Consider the following 22,501-nt stretch of genomic DNA (forward strand, 5'->3'; position numbering starts at 1 on the left):
CGACAGCAGCACGGAATCGTCAACTAACCGGCATTCAAACCAGGAAAAGCAGCATGGCAAGTGAAACGCTCAAGGCTTTCGATGCGAATATTCAACCGCAATCTTCGCAGTGGCGCGACGGCAAGTTCCGGAATCGTCGTCCTATGCACAAAAACGGCTTGTGGAAGATATTGCAAATCCTGTGGCGCTTCACGTTCGACAAGCCAGCCGGAACCGTGCCGGCCAAACCGATTCCAGTGCAAGCGATCAGTAGCGCGCAATTGCTGGCCGCGCCGGATCGTTCACTGTTCCGCCTGGGGCATTCCACCATGCTGTTGAAGTTGCGCGGCGAATTCTGGCTGACTGACCCGGTGTTTTCCGAGCGCGCCTCTCCTTTCCAATGGATCGGCCCTAAACGCTTTCATCAACCTCCAATCAGCATCGCCGAACTGCCTCCTATCAAAGGGGTGATCTTGTCGCACGACCATTATGATCATCTGGATCACGACGCAATCCTGCAACTAGCAGGCAAGGTAGAGCATTTCCTGACGCCGTTGGGAGTAGGGGACACGCTGATCAAATGGGGTGTGCCGGCAGAAAAGGTGCAGCAACTGGACTGGTGGCAAAGTACCCGGGTCGACGGCCTGCAAATGGTGGCGACACCGGCGCGCCATTTTTCAGGGCGCGGCCTTACCGACGGCAACCAGACTTTGTGGGCTTCCTGGGTAATACTGGATGATGATCTGCGGCTGTTTTTCAGCGGCGATGGCGGCTATTTCGAAGGTTTCAAGGAAATTGGCAACCGCTATGGGCCATTCGACCTGACCATGATAGAAACCGGGGCTTATGACCATGACTGGCCAGACGTGCACATGCAGCCGGAGCAGACTCTGCAAGCTCATCTAGATCTGGGCGGCAAGCATTTGCTGCCGGTGCATAACGGCACCTTCGACCTTGCCCTGCATGCTTGGCAGGATCCTTTCGAGCGCATCGTTTGGCTGGCCGAACAGCACGGAGTGCCGATAAGCACGCCGCAGATGGGTGAGTTGCTCAGCCTTGCGACGCCGCAGGCGGGGCGCCGCTGGTGGCGGGAACAGTCTGTCTGACCCGGAATAGAAATAGAGCTACGATTTTGCCAGAGGAAAAAATAGATAAATCCATTGTGTGCGAGAGCGAGTACCTATTGCTCGTGACTGAATTCGATTTGATGTGGGGGCGTAAGACAACCCCGCTGGAACAAGCTCGCATGGAGCGCCTGATCAGTTTGATCAATGCTTTTGAGGAGAATTGCCGCTCAGAAATTTTCTCGGAAGAATAAGGAATAGGTGTGCATCACGGCCAAGTGCTAAAGAGCCGCGGCGAGTGCGCCAGGTGAAATTTTCGATGCGCCAAGCTTCCTCCATGCGCTCGCTCCCGAGCTCGTATGTTCTTTCGATCACTTCAATCTCATGTATACCTGATTCCGGACATGTTAGGATTGCCTTTCGATCAAGGAGGCGTTCATGACACATGAATTTGAATACAAAGGCATCCGTTACTCGGTCACAGTTTATGAGGAAATAAAAGGGCGATGGACCTGGTCCTTCCAAATCGAAGATGGCGTAATTCGCAAATGCGTTGACTTGCCAATGGAGCAAGAGGAAATTGCGCGCAAAGAAGTCATGCGCAAAGTCAAATGGATGATTGACCATAAAAAATGGCTCCCACCCTCCCAGTTAGAGTCGTGACACGCAGCGAACAATGTCAAGGGAATGGGTATAGAGTTTCATCTTGATTCAATCGGCGTGAACGTACTGCGGCGGTCAACCTGCAAACGGGGGGTAATATGGTCCAGCGATACGATGCAATCGTCATTGGCACCGGGCAATCCGGTCCTTCCCTGGCTGTACGGCTCGCGCAAGCCGGTCGCAAGACCGCCATCATAGAACGCAATCGTTTCGGCGGGACCTGCGTCAATACCGGTTGCATACCTACCAAGACGCTGATTGCGAGTGCTCGCGTGGCGCACATGGCGCGTCGTGCCGCCGAATTCGGCGTGCTGATCGACAGTCCGGTCCGGGTCGACATGGCGGGCGTCAAGGCGCGCAAGGATCTGATCGTCAGGCAATCCACTGAAGGTGTCGCCGACTGGCTAAAAAATACCCCCAATCTTACGGTGATCGAAGGGCATGGCTGTTTTGAGAGTCCGCACGCCGTACGGGTCAATGGCGAGTTGCTGGAAGCGGACGAAATTTTCATCAATGTCGGCGGACGCGCCGCGATACCCGATATACCCGGGCTGGACGACATTGATTTCCTGACCAACTCCAGCATGATGGAGGTGGATTTTCTGCCGCAACACCTGGTGATTGTCGGCGGCAGCTACATCGGCCTGGAGTTCGCTCAAATGTATCGCCGCTTCGGCAGCGAGGTCACAGTGATAGAAGGCGGGCCGCGGCTGATAGGGCGGGAAGATGAACAGGTATCGGCAAGTATTCGCGACATCCTGGAGCACGACGGGATTCAAATCCGGCTTGGCGCCAAAATTCAACGTGTCGAAAAGCGTGGCGATGCGGTAGTGATTACCGCGAACGACAATGAAGCATCGTACGAAATCTCAGGTTCTCATTTGCTGCTCGCGGTCGGGCGCATACCGAACACCGATGATCTCGGTCTCGATAAGGCGGGCATCAAGACCGATCAACGCGGGTATATCGTGGTGGATGACAAACTTTGCACCAATGTGCCGGGAATCTGGGCGCTGGGCGACGTCAATGGCCGCGGGGCATTCACCCATACGTCTTATAACGACTATGAAATCGTGGCCGCCAATCTGCTTGATAATGACTCACGCAGCGTAGCCGATCGTATTCAGGCGTATGCGCTGTTCATCGATCCGCCGCTGGGCCGGATCGGCATGACTGAGCGGGAAGTGCGTGCCTCCGGCCGCAAAGCACTGGTCTGTACGATGATGATGACCAGGGTCGGGCGCGCGCGTGAACGTAGCGAAACCCAGGGATATATGAGTGTGCTGGTGGATGCCGAAACAAAAAAAATTCTTGGCGCAATGTTGCTTGGCATTGAAGGCGATGAAGTGATCCATTCGATCCTGGATGTCATGTATGCCGGTGCGACATACACAACCATCCAGCGTGCAATGCACATTCATCCGACTGTTTCGGAACTGGTGCCGACGTTATTGGGCGACCTGAAGCCGTTGTCGCCGTAAACGATGCAAAATGCGATGCAAAAAACGGAGCGAAAAACGGAGCGAAAAACGGATAAATTCTCGCCCCGAATCAATCAAAGTAATTTGCATGCCTCGTCGAAATCGAGTCGAGGACTGCGTGGGAACAGCTTATCCGGATCCCCATAACCCAAGTTGCACAGAAAATTGGTTTTGATGTGGCTGTCCGGGAAATATTCATATTCGAAATTCAGTGGTTTCGTCACCGGGAAAAATTCGTGATCCACTTTCACCTGGTCGAATCCTGACATCGGGCCGCAGTCCAGCCCTAAGGCGCGCGCCGCCAGCATGAAATAGGCTCCCTGCAGCGAACTGTTGCGCCTTGCGGTAACTTCGGCCAGTTCCGGCGTGTCCGCGAACCAGGCGCGGGCGTCGGCATGTGGAAACAGCTTTGGCAACTGCTCATAGAATTTCCCGTCGTAGCCGATGATCGCCGTGACCGGGGCTGCCATGGTCTTGTCCACATTTCCTGGTGCTAACGCCGGCCGCAGCCGTTCCTTGGCTTCCGGCGTACGCAGGAACAGAATACGCGCCGGTGAACAATTGGCGCTGGTCGGGCCCCATTTCATCACGTCATAGAGGCGGTGCAGAATATCGTCGCCTACCGGTTTGTCCAGCCAGGCATTGTGCGTGCGGGCTTTAAAGAACAGAAGGTCGAGTCCGTCTTCGTTTAGTTGCTGGGTCATGGTGATCACCTCACAGTTGGTCGGATTCTTCGGGTTGGACGTATTTGTGCTTTCGACACACCAGTATAGTTGGCATGAATTAGATAAATCAATGTATCTCGGCCGGTGCCGCAAATCCCACTTCACCCGGCCCCGGCGGTGGCGGCTTTTTTCCAAATAGAATACTTTGCGGTTGCTGCTCGACATTCGATAGTACGCGATCCAGCGCATGGGAACTATGCGAAAAATCGTTGATCATGACGTGTAGCTGCGGCAACGTATCCTTTAAATCCTGGCTGGTCTGGCCAAGATTGTCTGCAGTACTGCCGATCCGGTCCAGGGTATCCACGCGCGTGCGGACTTCTTGCGTGAGGCTGGTTAAATTAGACAGCAAGGGATCCATGCGCGCCAGGGCTTTGTCGGTGCGGTCGCTGATGGCAGGAAGCTTCTTGAACGTCGGCTGCAGTTCGGCGGCGAGGTCGGCGATCCGGCCCGAAGCGGTCTTGAGGTTCACGATCGTTAGCGACAATTCTTCCAGATTGTCGTCATTAAGCAGTTTGTTCAGCCGTTTTGCCGCCTGGCCTGTGTCGCGCAGCAGTTCCTGGCCGGAATCACCGATCTGATCGAAAAACGATGGCCGCATCTCGATACGACCGATCTCGTCTGGATTGAGCACGAGTTTTCCCGGCTTGCTACCGTCGTCGTCCAGTTGCACGAAAGACAGTCCGGTGATACCCAGGTAACTCAGTTGCGCATAAGTACCCTGGTTGACAGGGGTTCCCTGGTCGAGTCCGATCTTGATCAGGATGACATGCGGGTCGGTCGGGGAAAATCGGATATCCTTGACCTTGCCGACATCCACGCCGCGCAGCCGCACCGGCGCGTTGCGGTTCAAGCCTGACACCGGCGTCCTGGATAACAGCAGGTAATCCTGCTGATCGACGGTATCGCCGTTCAACCGGATCGCCACAAATACCAATCCGATGCAGAGCAGCACCAGGAACAGACCGGCGGAGAGGGCGTGTGCGCGGTTTTCCATTGATCATCTCCTCGTACTTTATGTAACACTTACGCGACACTCAGGCAACGCTCAGGCCGACGGCCATCTTGTCGCGGAAATCCTTGACGTTTTCCTGCTCGCAGCGCTTGATGTGGCCGAGGAAGAAATTCTGCACGAATGGATCTGGGTGGTGCACGATATCCCACAGCGGGCCTACCGTCAGCAGTTGCTGGTTGGCCAGCACGGCCACCCGGTCGGATAACGCCAGCAGGGTGTCGACATCGTGAGTCACCATGACCACGGTGAGATTCAGCGCGCGACGCAGTGATTCGATCAGCTGTACGAAGCCGTGGCTGCGTTCCGGATCGAGGCCGGCGGTGGGCTCATCGAGGAACAACAGTTCCGGATTGAGCGCCAGCGCGCGGGCCAGGGCGACGCGTTTGACCATGCCGCCGGACAGTTCGGAGGGCATCTTGTTGGCGCTCGTGGCGTCAATTTCCACCAGGTCGAGTTTCATCATCACCAGTTCACGGATCACGTCTTCGGGCAGTGCCTTGAGTTCGCGCAGCGGCAAAGCGACGTTGTCGAACACGCTCAGTGCCGAGAACAGCGCCCCCTCCTGGAACAGGACGCCCCAGCGGTTGCGGGTCTGGCGCAGGTCGGCGACTGCGCAACCCTGCAAGGGAACGTCGAACACTCTGATGGCGCCGCGGCTGGGAGCTTCGAGCCCGAGCATGAGGCGCAACAGGGTGGTCTTGCCGCTGCCTGAACCGCCGATGATCGCCATCACCTCGCCGTAACGCACGCTTAAGGTGAGATCGCGATGGATGACGGTATCGCCGTATTGCGTCCATACGGCGCTGATATCGATGACGTTGTCGGTGGCGCTCATGTCAGAAACCTACGTTCGAAAAAATCACTGCAAATATCGCGTCCACAATGATCACGATAGTTATCGAAGTAACGACTGAATCCGTAGTGCTGGCACCCAGGCTCTCCGTGTTTGGCCGGCTTTGCAATCCGTAGTGACAGGCGATTAATGCAACCAGCATGCCGAACACGGAGCCTTTGCACAGGCCTAGCCACAGGTTGGCGATCGGTACTGCGGCAGGCAGGCCATGCAGAAACTGCCGATAACCGATATCAAGCTGCAAGTAGGCCGACAACATGCCGCCGAGCAGCGCGGCCATGTCGCTCCAGACGATCAGCAGAGGCAGGGTGATGGCTAGCGCCACGACTTTTGGCAGCACCAGGCGCTGGGTATGCGAAATACCCATGGCTGACAAGGCATCGAGTTCGCGGGTCACGCGCATGACGCCGAGTTGCGCCGTCATCGAAGAGCCGGAACGTCCGGCCACCAGGATGGCGGCCAGTATCGGGCCTAGTTCGCGCACGATGCCTAATCCCAGGATATTGATGATGAAGACGTCGGCGCCGTAATTTTTCAACTGGATCGACGACAGATAGCTCAGCACCACGCCAACCAGGAATCCGACCAGCGCGGTAATGGCCAGCGCCTGGCTGCCGGTGCGATGGATGTTGGCGGAGATCTCGCGCCACGGGATATCACCTGGATGACGCAGCAGGTACAGGCAATCCAGCAGCAGATTGCCTGCCAGGATCGTGATAGCACGGAGGCTCTTGCAGAACGTTAAAAAACCTTGCCCTAGTTTTACCAGCAATTCCAGCCGATCGCGTGGCACCGGCGGCGGCGGTGAAAATGGTTTCGCGGCCAGGTTGGCGAACATCTCTTCGTATTCGGGTTTGAGCAAGATGTCAGGCCGCCGCCGGCCCCACATGCGCCACAGGAACAGCGCGCCGGCGGCATCCAGTTGCTGGATCGCACGCAGGTCCCACCTGGCAGTGCGGTCTTTGGCGTATTGCGTCAACTGCGGCCGCAAGGTAGCGACATCCGGCAAAATGACGCGCAACAGCCAGGTGCCGCTGACTTCAATCCGATTGGTGCCGTCGGTATCGGTCACGCGCAGCAGACGTGGCGGCGTCATGGTGATGGCCATGTCTAGGGCAGCGCTCTAATGAAGCCGTTCGCCGCTGGCATGTGAAGCCAGTGTTTGGATAAGATATCAAGAAACATAACGGTGGCTCCACGCTGCGATCATATTTGCCACATAGGTCGCATCATGCTTGCGCGTCAGGAGATGATCGGCATCGTCGAGCGATAGAAAACTCTTGGGATGTTTTGCCGCGGTAAAGATATGCATGGCGTTCGAGATGTCGACGGTGGTATCACGCGGCGCATGCATTACCAGCAATGCTTTCCTGAGGTGGGCAATCTTGTGATTCAATTGCTGTTCCCGCGCATCCTGAAGGAACTGGTGCTTGATTTTGAAGCGCCGGCCGGATAGTTGCACTTCTGCTTCGCCGTTGACTTCGATCTCGCCAATTTGATCCCGGAACAGCCCGGTGACATGGGCCGGATCGCTGGGAGCGGCGATGGTAACGACCGCGCGGACTTCCGGAATGTCGGCGGCAGCGGACAGTACCGCAGCGCCGCCAAGGCTGTGGCCGATGATCAGCGCCGGAGCGCGATAAACCTGGCGCATATGGTCGGCGGCGGCAATCAGGTCCGCTACATTCGATGAAAAATTGGTGTTGGCGAATTCGCCTTCGCTGGCGCCGAGGCCGGTGAAGTCAAAACGCAGTACGGCGATGTGATGGCTGGTCAGAGCCTGCGCGATGCGGCTGGCTGCGAAAATATCCTTGCCGCAAGTAAAACAATGCGCAAACAGGGCAAAGGCGTGCGGCTCTCCTGACGGCGCATCGAGCCGCGCCGCCAGCTTTTGTCCGTAAGCGCCTACGAAATCAGTGCGTTCGCTTATCATTCGCCACTCTCCGCCAATCTGAGTCGGGGTCGGGAAATTTAATATAAATGCATTGAATATAAATTCGGGTGCGATGGCACGATATTACGCCTCAACGCTGATAATTTCTCGAAATGATCAAGTCGGGACAATCTCGCACCATACGCAATCAGTGCCGATCCACCGCAAAAGATCCGTCAGCAAGATGTTGGCATCAAAAGAGATGACGATAGCCAGGCAGAGCGCTATCAACATCACAAAAAATCTTAAAACCTTTCGCCAATTGCCCATGCCGCCACTGTAGGGGATCCAATAATCACGAAGGTGATGATGTTTCATTTCTGTAGTCATCGCATTAACTCCTTATTCGATGAAACGTCATGAGATGGAATAGCCCGGGGCTAGCCGGAGGATAGTTGTGGGATCTTGATTTTTAAGACACGATTGCCAAATAATGTATAAATGCAACATATTGACACACGCAAATCCCTGACAAATTACTTTGCTACCGATTCATATTAGACGAGTGCCAACTATACTGAAAGCGGGACCATCCTCTTAGCGGAGGTAATATGAAAGGCTTCCAGTTAGAATTTTTTACCCAGCAGGATCGGCGCCACAAGGGTAAGCAGCTGTCGAACTGGCTGCTTGACGTCGCTCAATCGCATGGTATCCGGGGGGCAACCGTTTTTACCGGCGCTATCGGCTACGGGCACGACCGCAGATTCCATTCGGCGCATTTCTTCGAACTTGCAGATCAACCGGTGGAAGTCACCATGGTAGTGAGTGAAGACGAGTCGGATCGCTTATTTGAGTTTTTGCGGCAAGAGGGAGTGCATATGTTCTATGTCAAGTTACCGGTTGAGTATGGCAAAATCGGCCTGCCGGATTGAATGCCGAAATGTATTGTAGATTGTTACCATGTTCAGCCACATTAACCTGCGAGAGCCTGCCATGCGCCGCTACAAACGGCTGTTGATCGTTGCTCTGTTTTTAGCGGTGCTATTCGCCGTATTTCAAATTTCCGGCCTTAGAGGGCATTTCAATTTAGCGTTTCTTCATCAACAGATCGTCGACAATAAAATCAGCGGCTTGCTGATCTTTGTCTTGCTGTTTTGCCTGGGTAACCTGATTCAGGTACCCGGCTGGATATTTCTCGCGGCGGCGGTACTGGCCCTGGGAAAATCCTGGGGTGGCCTGGCGACCTATATCGCGGCAATTATCTCTTGTGTATTTACTTTCCTGACAATACGTTTCGTCGGCGGCGATGCAATACGAGAATTGAATAACCGTTATGCGTTGAGGCTACTCCGTAGCCTGGATGCGTATCCGATTAAAAGCGTCGCGTTGTTAAGGGTATTGTTTCAGACTGTTCCTGCCCTTAATTACGCGTTGGCTTTGTCCGGCGTGAAGTTTTATAAATACCTGATAGGCACCATACTCGGTTTGCCATTACCGATCATGTTGTATTGCATATTCTTCGATTATATTGGCAAGGTGCTGCATGTATCTTGAGGGCATTGCGACTTAGAGTCCGTTCAAGATCTTCTGCATCAAAGAGAACCGCGAAATACTCAGGTTTTTTGTTCTTCCTGAGGGCGATTGCCAATCAACATCCAGGCGCTCAAGGCACTCCCCAGGGCCAGAAACGCCGAAAGTAACATCACCCAGCGGAAACCCGATACGTACGATTGGCTAACGGCGTTTTTCAGGGCTGTCTGCTCCTGGCCGCTTGCTTCTGGCGGCAAAGCGATTGCAGCAAGCTTGGCGCGCTGCACCTCGACCGCCTGTAATTTTTCCGGGGCAATATGCAGGGTCTTGAGATGGCGGTCCAGGTTGGCATTGAATGCCAGGTTCATTACAATCCCGAAGACTGCGATGGCCAGCAGGGCGGCGGTGCGCGAGACGGCGTTGTTGACCCCTGATGCGGCGCCGGCAAGACTCTGGTCGACCGCATTCATGACCGTCGTGGTCAACGGCGCGACACTGATCGACATGCCGAATCCAAGCACCAGTACCGCCGGAAAATAATTAGCCCAGTAATTGGCCGAGTAATTGTTCCAATAACTGCCGCCTACACCGGGAACCGCGAACAAGGCGAATCCGATTGCCGCAATCGTCGGGCCAATCACGAGCGGCCTCTTGGCGCCATAGCGGTCAACCAGTCCGCCGCTCCACCGTGACAAGGAAAACATCAGCAGCACAAACGGTAGCAACGCGGCGCCAGCCGCGACCGCAGAATATCCTTGCACCAGGATCAGGTTCAACGGAAGAAAGTACAGGCCACCGCCAAGCGCCGCATACAGCTGGAGTGTCAGCAAATTCGCCCCGCTGAAATTGCGGGAGTGAAATAGGCGGAGTGGCAGCATCGGGGCTGGATGCCGCAACTCGACGCTGATGAATACGGCGATCATCAGCACAGCCAGAACCAGCGTGGCAATCACGGTCACGTCGCCCCAGCCTTTGTTTGACGATTCAATCAAAGCATAGACCAGGCAGCCCAATCCGATACTGGCCAGCGCGGCGCCGGTCCAATCCAGGCTGCCCGAGGCGCGCTGGTCGCGGCTTTCCGGTACGTACCTGAACGTCAGGAAAATGACCAGCAAGGCGAGCGGAACGTTGATCAGAAATGCCAGGCGCCACGAAACATGCTCAATCAGGAAACCGCCGACCACCGGTCCGATCGCGGCAGTGATGGCGGTGTAACCGGACCAGGTTCCGATCGCTTTGCCGCGTTCGTTTTCAGGAAACGACGCACTGATGAGGGCCAGACTGCCGGGAACCAGCAAGGCGCCGCCGATTCCTTGCACCGCCCGGGCGAAAATCAATTGCATGATGTTGCCAGTCAGGCCACACCAGACAGATGCGACAGCAAATAACCCGACGCCAAGGGCAAATACGCGCCGCCGCCCGAACCGGTCGCCCGCGGCCCCGCCAACCAGCAGCAACGCCGCCAGGAACAGGGCGTAGGACTCAACCACCCATTGCACATCGGTAGCACTGGCGTTGAATGCGCGTTGCAAGGCAGGCAGGGCGACGTTGACCACGGTGCCATCGATAAACACCATGCTTGAGGCAAGTATGGTGGCCGCCAGCACCCACGGGCGCGCGCTGCGCTTGCACAGCGAATCCGCCGCAGTGTCGGCGACTGTGCCCTCGTCGCGAGGGCGGGCAGGCGATACAGCCATTGTCATCACTCCCGCATGGGCTGGCGTTCGCCAAGCATAGCCTAATTTGTGATTTGTGCGGAAAGCCATAACCGGAATTCGGAGCCGGCGATCTGAATACGTCGATCGCCAGTGTCGCAGGATCGCCGCCGATAACTGCCTTAACGGCGAAATCCGCATTGCATTATGCTCTTCAGTAGCTACACTTAACTCGGACAATTTGAAGTGCCTGAAGGGATCTTCGCCCCTGAAAAGATGGGAAATTGTCATGAGTTCAGAGGTAAAAAATGAGTAAATCTGTAACACAGCTACGGCGACCGAAGAATAGGCTGAGCATCTAAAGGAGAGCGTCCATGACAACCAAGATACAGGTGGTGTTCTACAGTATGTACGGACACATTTACGAGATGGCCGAAGCCGTCGCTGCCGGAGCACGCGAGGTCGCCGATACAGACGTTGCGCTGTACCAGGTTGCCGAGCTGGTGCCTGACGACATACTCGAAAAAAGCGGCGCCAAGGCGGCCCGTGCACCATTTGCACATATTCCAGTGATCGCCGCGGAGCAACTGAAGGACGCCGACGCGGTCATTTTCGGCACCCCGACCCGGTTCGGGAACATGTGCGCCCAGATGCGCAACTTCCTCGACCAGACCGGCGGGCTGTGGATGAGCGGCGGCCTGGTCGGCAAGGTCGGCAGCGTCTTCACCAGCACTGCGACCCAGCACGGCGGCCAGGAGACCACGATCACCAGCTTCCACAGCACGTTGCTTCATCAGGGGATGGTGATTGTCGGAGTGCCATATTCGGAGCAGGGGCTGCTCAACATGGACGAAATTACCGGCGGCACACCCTACGGCGCCTCGACGCTCACCAAAGCCGACGGATCGCGGCGGCCGAGCGCCAACGAACTCGCCATAGCGCGTTTCCAGGGCCGGCACGTAGCTGAGATCGCGAAGAAATTGGCGGCGAAGTAGTTTGGCCAACCACCACAATGCGCGTCAACCAGGCGCCGGCCTCATTGGATTCCTGGATTGGAGGATCTCATGCTGACAATTCCCGTAAATCAAACGGATCATATCCTCGGGCCGGCGACAGCCAAGGTGGCGGTCGTCGAGTATGGCGATTTTGAATGTCCATACTGCCGTCAAGCATACGGCGCCATGAAGGTCGTGGTTAACCGTTACGACGGCCGCATCAAATTCGTGTTTCGGCATTTCCCGCTGACGGCCTGGCATCCTAATGCGGAACTTGCTGCCGAGGCGGCCGAAGCTGCTGGCGCCCAACACAAATTCTGGCCGATGTACGATTTGCTGTTTGAACATCAGCACAACCTGAAACTCGACGCGCTTAGACGGTACGCCGCCATGCTCGAGCTTGACCCGGCACGCTTCGATAACGATTTGAATGACCACATTTATCTACAGCGGGTTCGAGAGCACCAGGACGGTGGGATAAAAAGCCAGGTCCGATCGATGCCAGCGTTTTTTGTGAATGGTGAATTGCAGGACGTAACCTTCGGCATGGAGCACCTTGAGGCGGCAATCGACAGAGCGTTGCGCTCCTGAAGGCACGGCATAGAGTCGTCGAGCAGGGCCGCCAGCGCATCCTCACGTCGAGGATGCGCCTGAAGCACGGCTTTCCCTGTCAGTCCTTGCATGACATCCATTTCAGTGCGACATGAGCAGCGGCAATGTCATCGATTTCAGAATAGTATGGGTGACACCGCCCAGCAATGTTTCACGAAATCGAGAATGTCCATAGCACCCCATCACCAGCAAATCGGAGTTCAAGCTGGTGGTGAGTGACAGCAATGCTTCGCCGATATCGGATTTAATCACCTCTTCCCTGACGTCAACGTTGATACCGTGGCGAGCCAGGTACAGGGAAATATCGGAGCCAGGCAACTGGCCATGAACGCCTGCCTGGAATTTTGGATTGAAGACCGCAACTTCGACAATCTCGGCCCGCTTGAGCAATGGAATGGCGTCATGAACCGCACGCCTAGCTTCCAAGCTGCCATTCCAGGCGATCAACACCTTAGAGCCGATTTTCGCGTGAGAGCCTGTATTTGGCACTACAAGAACCGGGCAGCCGGAGTTGATAACGACATAGGGGACGATATCGACATTAACGTCCGAAGGGTCACTGAGGTCACCTTGCCCCAGCACCAGCAGGTCGGAATAAGCGCCATGCAAGCTGATGCCTCCGGTCACATCGTCATCTACCAAGCGATTTTCAAACGACAGTACGCCGACCTGACGGACAATTTTGTCGAACGTTTCGAGGGGCACGCTGGCGCGTTTGCGCAGGGTATCGAGCAAGGGGGCGATAGCCGGGTCGTTGCGGTTCATACTCACGGTCTCTTGCAGGAATTGCGAGACGCCGGTGGTGGCGACGCCTATCAGATGCGCATTTTCAGCTACGGCGATAAACGCAGCGGCTTTGATGCGTCTATCAACGTTCCTGGATGCATCCACATGCACTACGATAGTTTTATAAGACATGTTGATACTCCTGTTCTTGCGTTAACGAGCGATTGGCTTGGAAAATGGATGTTTGCCATGTCTTTCACCGTATGCCCTGGCTTGATGATCGTCAAGATGTGACGTTGCTGCCAGCAGCAATAATCGAACGGAATTTGTTCCATATCAATTAACCCGGATCCAGCGTTTTTTTTGCCTGCCAAATCAGTCAATATAACGATTTCAGCTGGGCGCCAGCATATGAGTAAGCATGCCAATCTCTTGCGACCGTGCTGTGGAACATCAAATGAATACCCAGCCTGACCATTCGAAATTGTCTTGCATGTCGTTGACGCATGATTTGTGAAAATTGCTCGTTGGCGGGCCGGCAATTTTTTGCTTTTACACTTTTCTTCACGCACTATAAATAGTGCAACCTCATTAGTGTTATCGTGAAAATTAAAGGAGCTGATCATGGAATCGCCGCGGCAACGAAATGCATTACGTACAATCATGGACGAGCACGAGCAATTGTCGATGGTGATTCACGGCATGCTGCATTTTGTGCGCCTTATTGATAAAGGTGAAAAAGCGCCAGGACTAATGGTGTTTCGCGCGATGCTCTATTACATTCGAGAGTATCCCGAGCATGTGCACCATCCAAAGGAAGACCAGTACTTGTTTAAGCTATTGCGAGAGCGGACGAATGAACTTGACGATACGCTCGTTGAATTGGAGTACCAACATACGCTGGGTGAATCGCTGGTGCGAGAATTAGAACACGTGCTCGCTCGCTATGAGTTGGAGGGCAGTCCTGTATTTCCGATGTTTCGTGACCTTGTGGAGAAGTATGCGACGTTTTATTTCAGCCACATGCGTTTGGAGGAGGAAGTGGTTTTACCTGCTGCCAAGCGTCTGTTGACGCCAGAGAACTGGGCTGTGGTTGACGCCGCATTCGTTGGCAATCTCGATCCGTTTTCCGGAGCCAACCTGAAGGATGATCTCGAGCAACTGTTTTTGCTGATTGTGAATATTATCCCTGCACCAGCCAGTCTGAGGCCTGCGATCTAGATTGAACGGATCGTCCCATGAGGTGGTGAGCGCTCTGGATGCGACGAGGGGCAATAGATTGAAAAGCATCATTGTTTTTGGTTAATGTCGTGACGCAGCAGCTAGGTTGACAAGTGCAAAAAAGTTGCTTATTGTCAATATATCCGAATCTCATTCGGCACCTTGCAATAATAGTTTCAAAAACTATGAAAAGGGGACTTGCTCAAGATGGACTCGTTCATATCCCGATATCAGGGAATCAGGTAGTCCCATCTCCTGGCCGCCATTCTTATAGTACAAGGCCTGTTGAGTCCACTGGTGGCGCACGCGTTACCGGTTTTCGCCAGGCAAACCGGACAAAATTGCGTTGCCTGTCACGCCGGCGGTCAATCAGCCAGGCAACGAGCCCGACGCTCCCCCAATTCTGCCGTTGAACAGTCATTGCCAGTTGCCCCAAAAAAAAACAGACGTCTTGCGGACCCGCAGGCCGAGCTCAGTCCCGGTTTCACTAGTTGCTGATGATCACTGTCAAGAAATGCTGTTTTCTCCGATCGCCAAAAATATCTGCACCGTTGTTTGCTGGGGGAAATTTGATTCACATCAATAACGCAGTTAGCGGGCACGGTTACGCTAGCGCCAATTACCTATCCAAGAGAAGGATGTGTCATGACAAATAAAATGCAAGCCGCCGTTGTCGAACAGTTCGGCAAGCCACTAGTGATCCGGGAATGGGATATTCCCGCTGCCGGTCCCGGGCAGATCCTGGTCAAAACCGAAGCCTGCGGCGTATGCCACACCGACCTGCACGCTGCCCATGGCGATTGGCCGCTAAAACCGGCGTTGCCATTCATCCCAGGCCATGAAGGCATTGGTCTGGTCGTAGCGATAGGGGCCGGCGTGACATCGGTGAAGGAGGGTGATCGCGTGGGGGTGCCGTGGCTCTATTCGGCTTGCGGTCATTGCGAGTATTGTCTTTCGGCGCACGAAACGGTATGCGCGGCGGCGCAGTTTGGCGGCTACACGAAAAATGGCGGCTTTGCCGAGTACATCCTGGCCGATCCCAACTATGTCGCCCATATACCAGCAGGTCTGGCGGCAGTCGATGCGGCTCCGATTATCTGCGCCGGGGTCACTTCGTATAAGGGAATCAAGGAGACAGACACAAAGCCTGGCGATTGGATAGTGATTTCAGGTATCGGAGGCTTGGGAAATTTGGCCATCCAGTACGCGAAAGTGATGGGCTTGCACGTCTGCGCGGTTGATATCGACGACGGCAAACTGGCCACCGCCAAATCCCTGGGCGCTGATCTGACGATCAATGCCCGGGCCGGCGACGCGATAGCTGTCATGAGAGAGGCGACGGGCGGCGGTGCCCACGGCGTCTTGATCACAGCACCTTCGCTTAGCGCATTCCAGCAAGGTGTTGCGATGACTCGCAAGTGTGGGACCTGCGTCCTGGTTGGTCTGCCGCCAGGTGAATTTCCGTTTCCATTGTTCGACGTGGTGGCAAATTGCATCACGGTGCGCGGCTCGTTCGTGGGCACGCGCCAGGACATGGCTGAAGCGCTTGCCTTTGCCGCCGAAGGCAAGGTCAAGGCGCATATCGAATTGCAGCCGTTATCTGCCATCAATCGTGTTTTCGAACGACTTGAGCATGGCGACGTTGCGTCTCGCGTGGTAATCGATTTTCGCAAGAATTGATGAAGACGGATCAAGCAAGAGCGTAGACGCGCAATGAATTTTCAGGAGAATCGGTGACAATGAACAAGAAAGCATATTTGGTGGGCGGCGGCGTCGGCTCCATGGCTGCTGCTGCATTTATGATCCGCGACGGCAAGATGCAGGGAAGCGATATCACCATCATCGAGGCTGCTGCCGTTCCGGGCGGAAGCCTGGACGGATGCGGCAGTCCGGAACAGGGCTACTCCATGCGCGGTGGCCGTATGCTGACCTTCGATAACTACGAATGCACCTGGGATCTGTTCAAGACGATTCCGTCGCTTACTGCAAAGAACAAGTCTGTGCTTGAAGAAACCATTGAATTCAACGAGCTGTACAGGTCTGATTCAAAGGCGCGCCTGATCGACCGCTGGCGCGGCAAAATCCCTGTGACGTCGATGGGTTTTTCGATGCAGGACCGCGCCGAACTGCTAAAACTCTGCAATACGGACGAAGACGTCCTAAGCAACAGCAGTATCACCGATTGGCTGTCGCCCACTTTCTTTGAGACTGCATTCTGGTCCATGTGGTCCACCACTTTCGCTTTCCTGCCCTGGCACAGCGCGGTAGAGTTCAAGCGGTATCTACATCGCTTCATGTTGGAATTCACTCGCATTGAAACGCTTGGGGGCGTCAAGCGCACCATTTTCAATCAATACGATTCCCTGGTTCGCCCGCTGCACAGCTGGCTGGTAGCGGAAGGCGTCAACTTCGTCATGGATTGCAGGGTGACGGATTTTGAACACGAGACAGTTGACGGCATGTTCGTGGTCAGCGTCATCCACTACCTGCGGCAAGGCATGAACGAGGTTATCGAAGTCAGGCAGGGCGACCTGGTTTTCTTTCAAAATGGCTCAATGACCGATGCCTCCAGCCTGGGTTCCATGACGGCGGCACCTGCCCGCTTATCCAAGCTTGACAGCGGCGGATGGCAGCTGTGGGAAAAGCTGGCGCAGGGCAGGCCGGAGTTTGGGAGTCCCGCGGTCTTCAACAGCTGTATTGCGCAGTCGTCATGGGAATCGTTCACGGTAACCTCGAAGAATCCAGCATTCTTCAGGGATATGAAGAACTTCAGCGGAAATGAGGCAGGAACTGGCGGCCTGGTGACATTCAAGGATTCCAGCTGGCTGATGTCGGTGGTGCTGCCGCATCAACCGCATTTTCCGGGCCAGCCCGACGATGTACAGGTATTCTGGGGTTATGCCCTGTTTCCAGACAGAGTGGGAAATTTTGTCGCCAAGCCGATGGCCGATTGCAATGGCGAAGAAATTCTGCGCGAGTTGTGCGGGCACCTGCGCTTCGATCGAGATTCCCTCGCCCAGGCGATCTGCATCCCATGCCGCATGCCCTACATCACCAGCATGTTTATGCCACGCGCGCCTGGCGACCGGCCATTACCGGTCCCACAGAGCTCAAAGAACCTGGCTTTCATCAGCCAGTTCGTCGAAATCGCGGATGATGTTGTTTTCACCGTCGAATATTCGGTGCGCGCGGCGCAAGCGGCGGTCTATCAATTACTCGGCATCGATCGTCGGGTACCTGCCATCAAGCCGCATGATAAATCGCTTGTGGTCCAATTCGAGGCGTTGATTAAAGCGCTGCGATGACGTGCGATAACAAGGAGGCGGCAGGAATAATGAATCGTCGCACATGGCGTGCCAGACGTTCGATTTTTTTGGTGATCTTTCTTTTATCGGGGTATAGCTGGAATGCCATTGCGGATGACCTGCCAACCTGGTTTGAGAATGGCCATCCAACCGTCGATGCTATACAGGCGGTCCAGATCCTTCAGTCTGCAGGCCAGGATGGACTTGACCCGGACGATTATCACGCAAACGCCTTGGCGCACATCGTCGGCGATGCCAAGCGCGGAGCGCATTCGTCAAGTGAAAGCGACATCGAACATTCGGCGTTAATGACGCGGGCAATGGAGCAGCTCATCTTTGACCTGCATTTCGGACGGGTGGAGCCGCGCGATATCTACCGGTCTCTCAAGACGCCGCCCAAGCAGCTGGATCCCGCCGCATATCTGCGCCAGGCCCTGGCCGACCATACCCTGGCAGTCGCCGTTCGTTCCGCCGCGCCGCAGCTACCACTCTATGCGCATCTGCGGCAAACGCTAGCCGAGTATCGCGAACTGGCTAAAATTCCGGCCTTGCAACAGCGATTGCCACAACTCCCCGCAAACAGGCTCGCTCCCGGCCAATCGTATGCAGGCGTCAATCTGCTTGCTTAAAGATTGTCGGCATTGGGCGACATGGCTGGCGCGGCACCGGTTGGCACCGTCTATAAAGGAGCTGTGGTCGAAGGTGTCAAGGCGTTTCAGCTTCGGCACGGCCTGGGCGGAGATGGCATAGTCGGCAAGAACACCTTTGTTGAACTGAATACGCCGCTTGCGGAGCGCATACATCAAATTGAACTGACTCTCGAGCGCCTGCGATGGACGCCGCTTCTGATGAGCAATCGCGTGATCGTGGTTAACATCCCAGAGTTTGTCTTGCGTGCCTATGGAACCAGGGAGGGCGATCTCAGGATCAGCATGAATGTCATTGTCGGGAAGGCATTAAACAGGCAAACGCCGCTGATCGTCGAAAACATGCAGTATATTGAATTCAGTCCATACTGGAACATCCCGGCGTCGATCGCCAAGGCTGAAGTAGTGCCGCGCTTGCGGCGCGATCCAGCTTATTTCGATCAGCAAGGCCTCGAATTCGTGAATAAAGCGGGACAGGTCATCGCTGATTTGTCCGCGGCAAATCTCGATGCGGCGATGCGAGGAACAATACGGATCCGCCAGCGGCCCGGCCCGGCCAATGCGCTGGGCGATATCAAATTCATCTTTCCCAACAACGACGACATTTACCTGCATCACACTCCCGCAGCCGCTCTATTCGAGCGTGAACGGCGTGATTTCAGTCATGGTTGTATTCGAGTGGAAGATCCCGTAGCGCTGGCAAAGTTCGTCTTGCAAGATCAGTCGGAATGGACGGTGCAACGCATACGAAGCGCAATGGGCAGCGGAAAAACAGCTACTCTCCGGCTCAGGCATCCGTTGCCGGTCGTCATTGCATACGCTACCGTGATTGTGAAAAAGGATGGCAAAGTCTATTTTTTTAACGATATCTATGGCAACGATAAAGTACTCGATACAGCGTTAAGGAAAAAAGAGATGGCGAGACGCAATGCGCGCGCGAATGCATGGAATCAGCCCAATTGACTGATAGGGGGGCTATTTCGCTGAAGACAGCGGATCAGGCACATTGCCCTGCTTAGACACAGCGATTCCCATGGGGTAAACGGATCGGCCTGTTTTTGATTCAGGTCAAATTGTTCCCTGCTTGCTTCTATACCATTCGAGGTACTTTCCTCGGATGCTTGTCGGAAAGAGGAATTGCATCTTTTTCAAGTTTGCTTGTTTACTCAGTTGACATTCAGGACAGCGATTATGTACACCAATATCTTGGTTCCAGTCGATGGCAGCGCGAATTCGGACTGCGCGGTAGCCGAAGCTGCAAAACTTGCTGCAATCTGTTCGGCGCATGTGGTTGATATGGCTGCCTACAGCAGCGGTTTCGAGCAAGCGGAAGTCTATATCAGCCAGATTCGACCTCTTGCGCTGACAGCAGCCGAAGAGTTGCTCGCCCGTGGACGAGCCACCTTGGAAGCGGCCAAAGTTGCGGGTGACACCGAGCTACGGGAAAACATCGGTGGACGCGTGGCCACCGTAATCGTTGAACGCGCAACGGCTTGGGGTGCCGACGTAATCGTGATGGGAACACATGGCCGGCGCGGTCTGGAGCGATTGATGATGGGCAGCGATGCAGAACTGGTGGCTCGCACTTCGCCTATACCGGTGCTGCTTGTCAAATCCGCACAACACTCTTCCGTTTAATATTTTCCAAGGACAGATCATGAAAAAAGAACATTCGCCAGCCTATATATTCGGCACACACGATGCCGCCGAGAAGGCGATCCGATCATTGGGCCAGGCCGGCTTTGATGTAAGGAAATTGTCGTTGCTCGGCAGGGGCTATCACAGTGAAGAGCATCCTGTCGGGTTTCGCACGGTGGGCGAAAGAATCAGGTCTTGGGGTGGGGTAGGGGCCTTGTTTGGTGGTGTGTGGGGCTTATTGCTGGCCCCGACCGTTTTTTTCTTCTTGCCGGGATTGGGTCTGATGGCGACGGCCGGGCCTTTAGTATCTGCACTGGTGGGAGCATTTGAAGGTGCGCTGTTTGTGGGCGGTGCTTCAGCTTTGGGTGCTGCGTTAACCGATATCGGCGTAACGGGGGATCGGGTGATCGAATATGAAACAGCCTTGAAGGTGGATAAATACTTGCTGATCGTGCACGGCAACGCCGATGAGATAGCTCAAGCCGCGTCTGTTTTGACTGACGTCGCGACTACAGCGTAACGCATGAAAATGTCAGAATTGATTGGACCGCATACCCCAATAACTCTTGGCTCTTGGTCTCCTATGAAGACATCGGAAGCACCAGACAAGTGCTCCGAGACGCCGCCGCCGCACGCTCTGTCGGGCTGTGTCGCGCGTCTTCCGGATCATCAGCAATTTCATCGAAGTTTATCAAAAGTTAGTCCTATGTGAACGCACCATGAATAAATTTACGACTTAAACGGCAGCATGCGTCGCAATGTCGTATCGCGCACCACATAGTGATGGAACAGGCCCGCCGCAGCGTGCAAGCCTATCAGGTAGTAACCTATGGCGGCGCAGGTTTCATGCACCTCTTTTATTTGCGACGCCAACTCTTTGTTTTGACTGAGTAACGCGGGAAGATGCAGGCCGAAAAAGGGAATCGGCTTGCCGGCAGCGCTCAGCGTCAACCAGCCGAGGATTGGCATACCTGTCATCAAAGCGTACAGCGCGACATGCATGGCGCCGGCGAACAGCATTTGCCAGCGTGGCGGCGTCGGTTGAATCGGCGGCGGCGTACTAGAAAACCGCACCGCCAGGCGTAGCGCGACGATAGCCAGAATCGTCAGGCCAAGCATGTAATGCCACATCATCATGCCATTACGGCCATCGCTGCCTTTGGGGAAAATGCCGCGCAACTCCATGGTTGCATAGATGGCAATGAGCAGCAGCAAGGTCAGCCAGTGAAGTCCTATGGCGAGCGAACTATATTTGTCGGCACCGTTGTTGTGTTTTACGTACATGGCAGGATGACCCCATTCCAGTTAAATGTATGTTGTTCAATATGATCTGGAAAACAGCAGAAACTGTCCGCGTCCCCAGACCTTATACCAGCCCAAAATTAGGGTTGGCTTAGGCGCGTAGGTTGGCGCGCGTCCAAGGTTGCGCTATCGCTTATGCCGGAAAAAATCAATCTAGATCGAGCATCTCCATAACGAGGTTCACCTCGTTATGCAATACCGAGCATTCCGAGGTAAAGTGCGAGAGCGCGATGGCTATCTCCAGCCGCGATATAACTTTAGGTATTGGACAGTTATGATTGTAAGACCAATGCAAAGCTGGTTCCGTATGCTTTTTGTATGGAATGGATCAGTGCTGCAATCGATCATTCCTCAACTGATTGTCATCGGAATCTTGAGCAGCCTGGCGGTGCTGACGCATGGTGTCGTTTTTGGCGAAAAAATCCCGCTGAGTACGGTGCCATTCACGTTATTCGGTCTGACGCTGGCCATTTTCCTGGTATTCCGAAACAATGCCAGCTATGCCCGGTTTACAGAGGCGCGGCTTCTGTGGGGAAACCTGTTGTTCTTCGCGCACGCTGATGTCGCAGATCCTGTGCTATCAGCCTGAGAGTGTCGATGAGGCGGAGCGGACTTACGTGGCGAATACGCTGATTGCTTTCATCTACGCACTAAAGCATCAATTGCGCAAGACAGATGCAACCGACGATCTGATGCACCTTCTCGGAAAGAAACGGACGGATGATCTCAGGCACAAGCACTATAAACCCGTAGCGATTCTTAACGACATACGCAGCCGCCTGGCCGCCTCCAAGGGCTTGCCATCGGAATCCGATATGACCCGCTGGATGCTGGACACGCAAATCAACGAGCTAGAGAGAAGTGTCGGCGGCTGTGAGCGAATTGTTTCAACACCTATCCCTTTTGCGTACAGTGTGTTACTGCATCGCACGGCATACGCCTATTGCATGCTGCTTCCGTTTGGGCTCGTTGACTCGATAGAAATTTTTACGCCGCTTATTTGCGTTTTCATCTCCTATACGCTGATCGCGCTGGAGGCGATTGCGAACGAAGTTGCCGAGCCGTTCAGCCTTGCGCCAAACGCCCTGGCGCTCGACGCGATTACCCGAACAATTGAACGCTCCATCCTGGAGCTTTGTGGTCGTGAAATTCCGGCCGAAATCGCACCTGTGCGTCCATATCAATTTACCTAAAGATGAACAGAGACAGGATCAAAT

Annotated in this window: 24 protein-coding genes and 1 pseudogene; 15 read left to right on the plus strand and 10 right to left on the minus strand. The window is 54.8% G+C overall.

What is annotated here, in order from left to right:
- Positions 1-53 precede the first annotated feature (53 nt).
- The 3 genes from BM205_RS00225 to BM205_RS00240 all read left to right on the plus strand — a co-directional run bounded on the left by BM205_RS00225 (position 54) and on the right by BM205_RS00240 (position 3,187).
- Positions 54-1,085 carry an MBL fold metallo-hydrolase gene (locus BM205_RS00225; protein WP_092411676.1) on the plus strand — a complete coding sequence of 344 codons (1,032 nt, stop codon included), beginning with the start codon at positions 54-56 and terminating at the stop codon, positions 1,083-1,085.
- A gap of 396 nt (positions 1,086-1,481) precedes the next feature.
- A complete protein-coding gene (locus BM205_RS00235) occupies positions 1,482-1,706 on the plus strand; it encodes a hypothetical protein (protein WP_092411677.1) in 225 nt (74 codons plus the stop codon).
- Positions 1,707-1,804: 98 nt separating this feature from the next.
- Positions 1,805-3,187, plus strand: coding sequence for an FAD-containing oxidoreductase (locus tag BM205_RS00240; RefSeq protein ID WP_092411678.1), 1,383 nt, complete (start codon positions 1,805-1,807; stop codon positions 3,185-3,187).
- 74 nt (positions 3,188-3,261) lie between these two features.
- Here BM205_RS00240 and BM205_RS00245 read toward each other — a convergent pair whose 3' ends face one another.
- From BM205_RS00245 to BM205_RS00270, 6 genes are all read right to left on the minus strand, one after another.
- Complete coding sequence (locus BM205_RS00245) at positions 3,262-3,891, minus strand: malonic semialdehyde reductase (RefSeq protein WP_092411679.1); 630 nt, start codon at positions 3,889-3,891, stop codon at positions 3,262-3,264.
- Between the two features lie 88 nt (positions 3,892-3,979).
- Positions 3,980-4,909 (minus strand): MlaD family protein, encoded by a 930-nt coding sequence (locus tag BM205_RS00250; protein ID WP_092411680.1) that lies wholly within the window; start codon positions 4,907-4,909, stop codon positions 3,980-3,982.
- Positions 4,910-4,949: 40 nt separating this feature from the next.
- On the minus strand, positions 4,950-5,762 hold the full coding sequence (locus BM205_RS00255) for an ABC transporter ATP-binding protein (protein ID WP_092411681.1): 813 nt from the start codon (positions 5,760-5,762) through the stop codon (positions 4,950-4,952).
- Position 5,763: 1 nt separating this feature from the next.
- On the minus strand, positions 5,764-6,888 hold the full coding sequence (locus tag BM205_RS00260; protein ID WP_092411682.1) for an MlaE family ABC transporter permease: 1,125 nt from the start codon (positions 6,886-6,888) through the stop codon (positions 5,764-5,766).
- 66 nt (positions 6,889-6,954) lie between these two features.
- Positions 6,955-7,713 carry an alpha/beta hydrolase family protein gene (locus tag BM205_RS00265; protein ID WP_092411683.1) on the minus strand — a complete coding sequence of 253 codons (759 nt, stop codon included), beginning with the start codon at positions 7,711-7,713 and terminating at the stop codon, positions 6,955-6,957.
- A gap of 117 nt (positions 7,714-7,830) precedes the next feature.
- On the minus strand, positions 7,831-8,043 hold the full coding sequence (locus tag BM205_RS00270) for a hypothetical protein (RefSeq protein WP_092411684.1): 213 nt from the start codon (positions 8,041-8,043) through the stop codon (positions 7,831-7,833).
- A 221-nt stretch (positions 8,044-8,264) separates the two neighbouring features.
- Between BM205_RS00270 and BM205_RS00275 the strand changes: the two genes are divergently transcribed.
- Both BM205_RS00275 and BM205_RS00280 read left to right on the plus strand, forming a co-directional pair.
- Positions 8,265-8,585 (plus strand): DUF190 domain-containing protein, encoded by a 321-nt coding sequence (locus tag BM205_RS00275; protein ID WP_092411685.1) that lies wholly within the window; start codon positions 8,265-8,267, stop codon positions 8,583-8,585.
- Between the two features lie 28 nt (positions 8,586-8,613).
- Positions 8,614-9,207, plus strand: a complete 594-nt coding sequence (locus tag BM205_RS00280) for a TVP38/TMEM64 family protein (protein ID WP_254783667.1) — start codon at positions 8,614-8,616, stop codon at positions 9,205-9,207.
- A 59-nt stretch (positions 9,208-9,266) separates the two neighbouring features.
- On the opposite strand, the gene BM205_RS00285 is transcribed toward BM205_RS00280, so the two are convergent.
- Entirely contained in the window at positions 9,267-10,880 is a 1,614-nt protein-coding gene (locus BM205_RS00285; RefSeq protein WP_092411686.1) for an MFS transporter, read from the minus strand.
- 332 nt (positions 10,881-11,212) lie between these two features.
- On the opposite strand from BM205_RS00285, the gene wrbA reads away from it, so the two are divergent.
- Entirely contained in the window at positions 11,213-11,833 is a 621-nt protein-coding gene (gene wrbA / locus BM205_RS00290; RefSeq protein WP_092411687.1) for an NAD(P)H:quinone oxidoreductase, read from the plus strand.
- A gap of 57 nt (positions 11,834-11,890) precedes the next feature.
- A complete protein-coding gene (locus BM205_RS00295; protein ID WP_254783668.1) occupies positions 11,891-12,424 on the plus strand; it encodes a DsbA family protein in 534 nt (177 codons plus the stop codon).
- Between the two features lie 102 nt (positions 12,425-12,526).
- On the opposite strand, the gene BM205_RS00300 is transcribed toward BM205_RS00295, so the two are convergent.
- Together BM205_RS00300 and BM205_RS24175 are read right to left on the minus strand one after the other, a co-directional pair.
- Complete coding sequence (locus BM205_RS00300) at positions 12,527-13,363, minus strand: universal stress protein (RefSeq protein WP_092411689.1); 837 nt, start codon at positions 13,361-13,363, stop codon at positions 12,527-12,529.
- Positions 13,342-13,797, minus strand: a complete 456-nt coding sequence (locus BM205_RS24175) for a hypothetical protein (RefSeq protein ID WP_175511101.1) — start codon at positions 13,795-13,797, stop codon at positions 13,342-13,344. The genes BM205_RS00300 and BM205_RS24175 overlap by 22 nt, the downstream gene beginning before the upstream one ends.
- Between BM205_RS24175 and BM205_RS00305 the strand changes: the two genes are divergently transcribed.
- From BM205_RS00305 to BM205_RS00330, 7 genes are all read left to right on the plus strand, one after another.
- Positions 13,796-14,392 carry a hemerythrin domain-containing protein gene (locus BM205_RS00305; protein ID WP_092411690.1) on the plus strand — a complete coding sequence of 199 codons (597 nt, stop codon included), beginning with the start codon at positions 13,796-13,798 and terminating at the stop codon, positions 14,390-14,392. The two genes, BM205_RS24175 and BM205_RS00305, sit on opposite strands and share 2 nt — an antisense overlap.
- Positions 14,393-15,037: 645 nt before the next feature.
- Complete coding sequence (gene adhP, locus BM205_RS00310; protein WP_092411691.1) at positions 15,038-16,072, plus strand: alcohol dehydrogenase AdhP; 1,035 nt, start codon at positions 15,038-15,040, stop codon at positions 16,070-16,072.
- A 59-nt stretch (positions 16,073-16,131) separates the two neighbouring features.
- Positions 16,132-17,697, plus strand: a complete 1,566-nt coding sequence (locus BM205_RS00315; protein ID WP_092411692.1) for an oleate hydratase — start codon at positions 16,132-16,134, stop codon at positions 17,695-17,697.
- A 29-nt stretch (positions 17,698-17,726) separates the two neighbouring features.
- Positions 17,727-18,326 (plus strand): L,D-transpeptidase scaffold domain-containing protein, encoded by a 600-nt coding sequence (locus tag BM205_RS24485; RefSeq protein ID WP_254783669.1) that lies wholly within the window; start codon positions 17,727-17,729, stop codon positions 18,324-18,326.
- 12 nt (positions 18,327-18,338) lie between these two features.
- Entirely contained in the window at positions 18,339-19,307 is a 969-nt protein-coding gene (locus BM205_RS24490; RefSeq protein ID WP_305763949.1) for a L,D-transpeptidase family protein, read from the plus strand.
- 228 nt (positions 19,308-19,535) lie between these two features.
- The gene (locus BM205_RS00325) at positions 19,536-19,982 is read left to right on the plus strand and encodes a universal stress protein (RefSeq protein WP_092411693.1); all 447 of its coding nucleotides are present in this window, start codon (positions 19,536-19,538) and stop codon (positions 19,980-19,982) included.
- Positions 19,983-20,001: 19 nt separating this feature from the next.
- Positions 20,002-20,502, plus strand: coding sequence for a DUF1269 domain-containing family protein (locus tag BM205_RS00330; protein WP_092411694.1), 501 nt, complete (start codon positions 20,002-20,004; stop codon positions 20,500-20,502).
- A gap of 209 nt (positions 20,503-20,711) precedes the next feature.
- On the opposite strand, the gene BM205_RS00335 is transcribed toward BM205_RS00330, so the two are convergent.
- The gene (locus BM205_RS00335) at positions 20,712-21,266 is read right to left on the minus strand and encodes a cytochrome b (RefSeq protein ID WP_092411695.1); all 555 of its coding nucleotides are present in this window, start codon (positions 21,264-21,266) and stop codon (positions 20,712-20,714) included.
- 292 nt (positions 21,267-21,558) lie between these two features.
- On the opposite strand from BM205_RS00335, the pseudogene BM205_RS00340 reads away from it, so the two are divergent.
- Positions 21,559-22,477, plus strand: a pseudogene (locus BM205_RS00340) (bestrophin family protein).
- Positions 22,478-22,501 lie beyond the last annotated feature (24 nt).

This window comes from Collimonas sp. OK307 (assembly GCF_900113705.1).
Taxonomy (GTDB): Bacteria; Pseudomonadota; Gammaproteobacteria; order Burkholderiales; family Burkholderiaceae_D; genus Collimonas.

Coding starts and splice junctions, on each gene's coding strand:
- BM205_RS00325 (WP_092411693.1), top strand. CDS start 19,536: ATGTACACCAATATCTTGGTTCCAGTCGATGGCAGCGCGAATTCGGAC.
- wrbA (WP_092411687.1), top strand. CDS start 11,213: ATGACAACCAAGATACAGGTGGTGTTCTACAGTATGTACGGACACATT.
- BM205_RS00300 (WP_092411689.1), bottom strand. CDS start 13,363: ATGTCTTATAAAACTATCGTAGTGCATGTGGATGCATCCAGGAACGTT.
- adhP (WP_092411691.1), top strand. CDS start 15,038: ATGACAAATAAAATGCAAGCCGCCGTTGTCGAACAGTTCGGCAAGCCA.
- BM205_RS24485 (WP_254783669.1), top strand. CDS start 17,727: ATGAATCGTCGCACATGGCGTGCCAGACGTTCGATTTTTTTGGTGATC.
- BM205_RS00315 (WP_092411692.1), top strand. CDS start 16,132: ATGAACAAGAAAGCATATTTGGTGGGCGGCGGCGTCGGCTCCATGGCT.
- BM205_RS00275 (WP_092411685.1), top strand. CDS start 8,265: ATGAAAGGCTTCCAGTTAGAATTTTTTACCCAGCAGGATCGGCGCCAC.
- BM205_RS00240 (WP_092411678.1), top strand. CDS start 1,805: ATGGTCCAGCGATACGATGCAATCGTCATTGGCACCGGGCAATCCGGT.
- BM205_RS00245 (WP_092411679.1), bottom strand. CDS start 3,891: ATGACCCAGCAACTAAACGAAGACGGACTCGACCTTCTGTTCTTTAAA.
- BM205_RS00335 (WP_092411695.1), bottom strand. CDS start 21,266: ATGTACGTAAAACACAACAACGGTGCCGACAAATATAGTTCGCTCGCC.
- BM205_RS00265 (WP_092411683.1), bottom strand. CDS start 7,713: ATGATAAGCGAACGCACTGATTTCGTAGGCGCTTACGGACAAAAGCTG.
- BM205_RS00235 (WP_092411677.1), top strand. CDS start 1,482: ATGACACATGAATTTGAATACAAAGGCATCCGTTACTCGGTCACAGTT.
- BM205_RS00225 (WP_092411676.1), top strand. CDS start 54: ATGGCAAGTGAAACGCTCAAGGCTTTCGATGCGAATATTCAACCGCAA.
- BM205_RS00260 (WP_092411682.1), bottom strand. CDS start 6,888: ATGGCCATCACCATGACGCCGCCACGTCTGCTGCGCGTGACCGATACC.
- BM205_RS00330 (WP_092411694.1), top strand. CDS start 20,002: ATGAAAAAAGAACATTCGCCAGCCTATATATTCGGCACACACGATGCC.
- BM205_RS00280 (WP_254783667.1), top strand. CDS start 8,614: ATGTTCAGCCACATTAACCTGCGAGAGCCTGCCATGCGCCGCTACAAA.
- BM205_RS00305 (WP_092411690.1), top strand. CDS start 13,796: ATGGAATCGCCGCGGCAACGAAATGCATTACGTACAATCATGGACGAG.
- BM205_RS00255 (WP_092411681.1), bottom strand. CDS start 5,762: ATGAGCGCCACCGACAACGTCATCGATATCAGCGCCGTATGGACGCAA.
- BM205_RS00270 (WP_092411684.1), bottom strand. CDS start 8,043: ATGACTACAGAAATGAAACATCATCACCTTCGTGATTATTGGATCCCC.
- BM205_RS00285 (WP_092411686.1), bottom strand. CDS start 10,880: ATGGCTGTATCGCCTGCCCGCCCTCGCGACGAGGGCACAGTCGCCGAC.
- BM205_RS00250 (WP_092411680.1), bottom strand. CDS start 4,909: ATGGAAAACCGCGCACACGCCCTCTCCGCCGGTCTGTTCCTGGTGCTG.
- BM205_RS24175 (WP_175511101.1), bottom strand. CDS start 13,797: ATGATCAGCTCCTTTAATTTTCACGATAACACTAATGAGGTTGCACTA.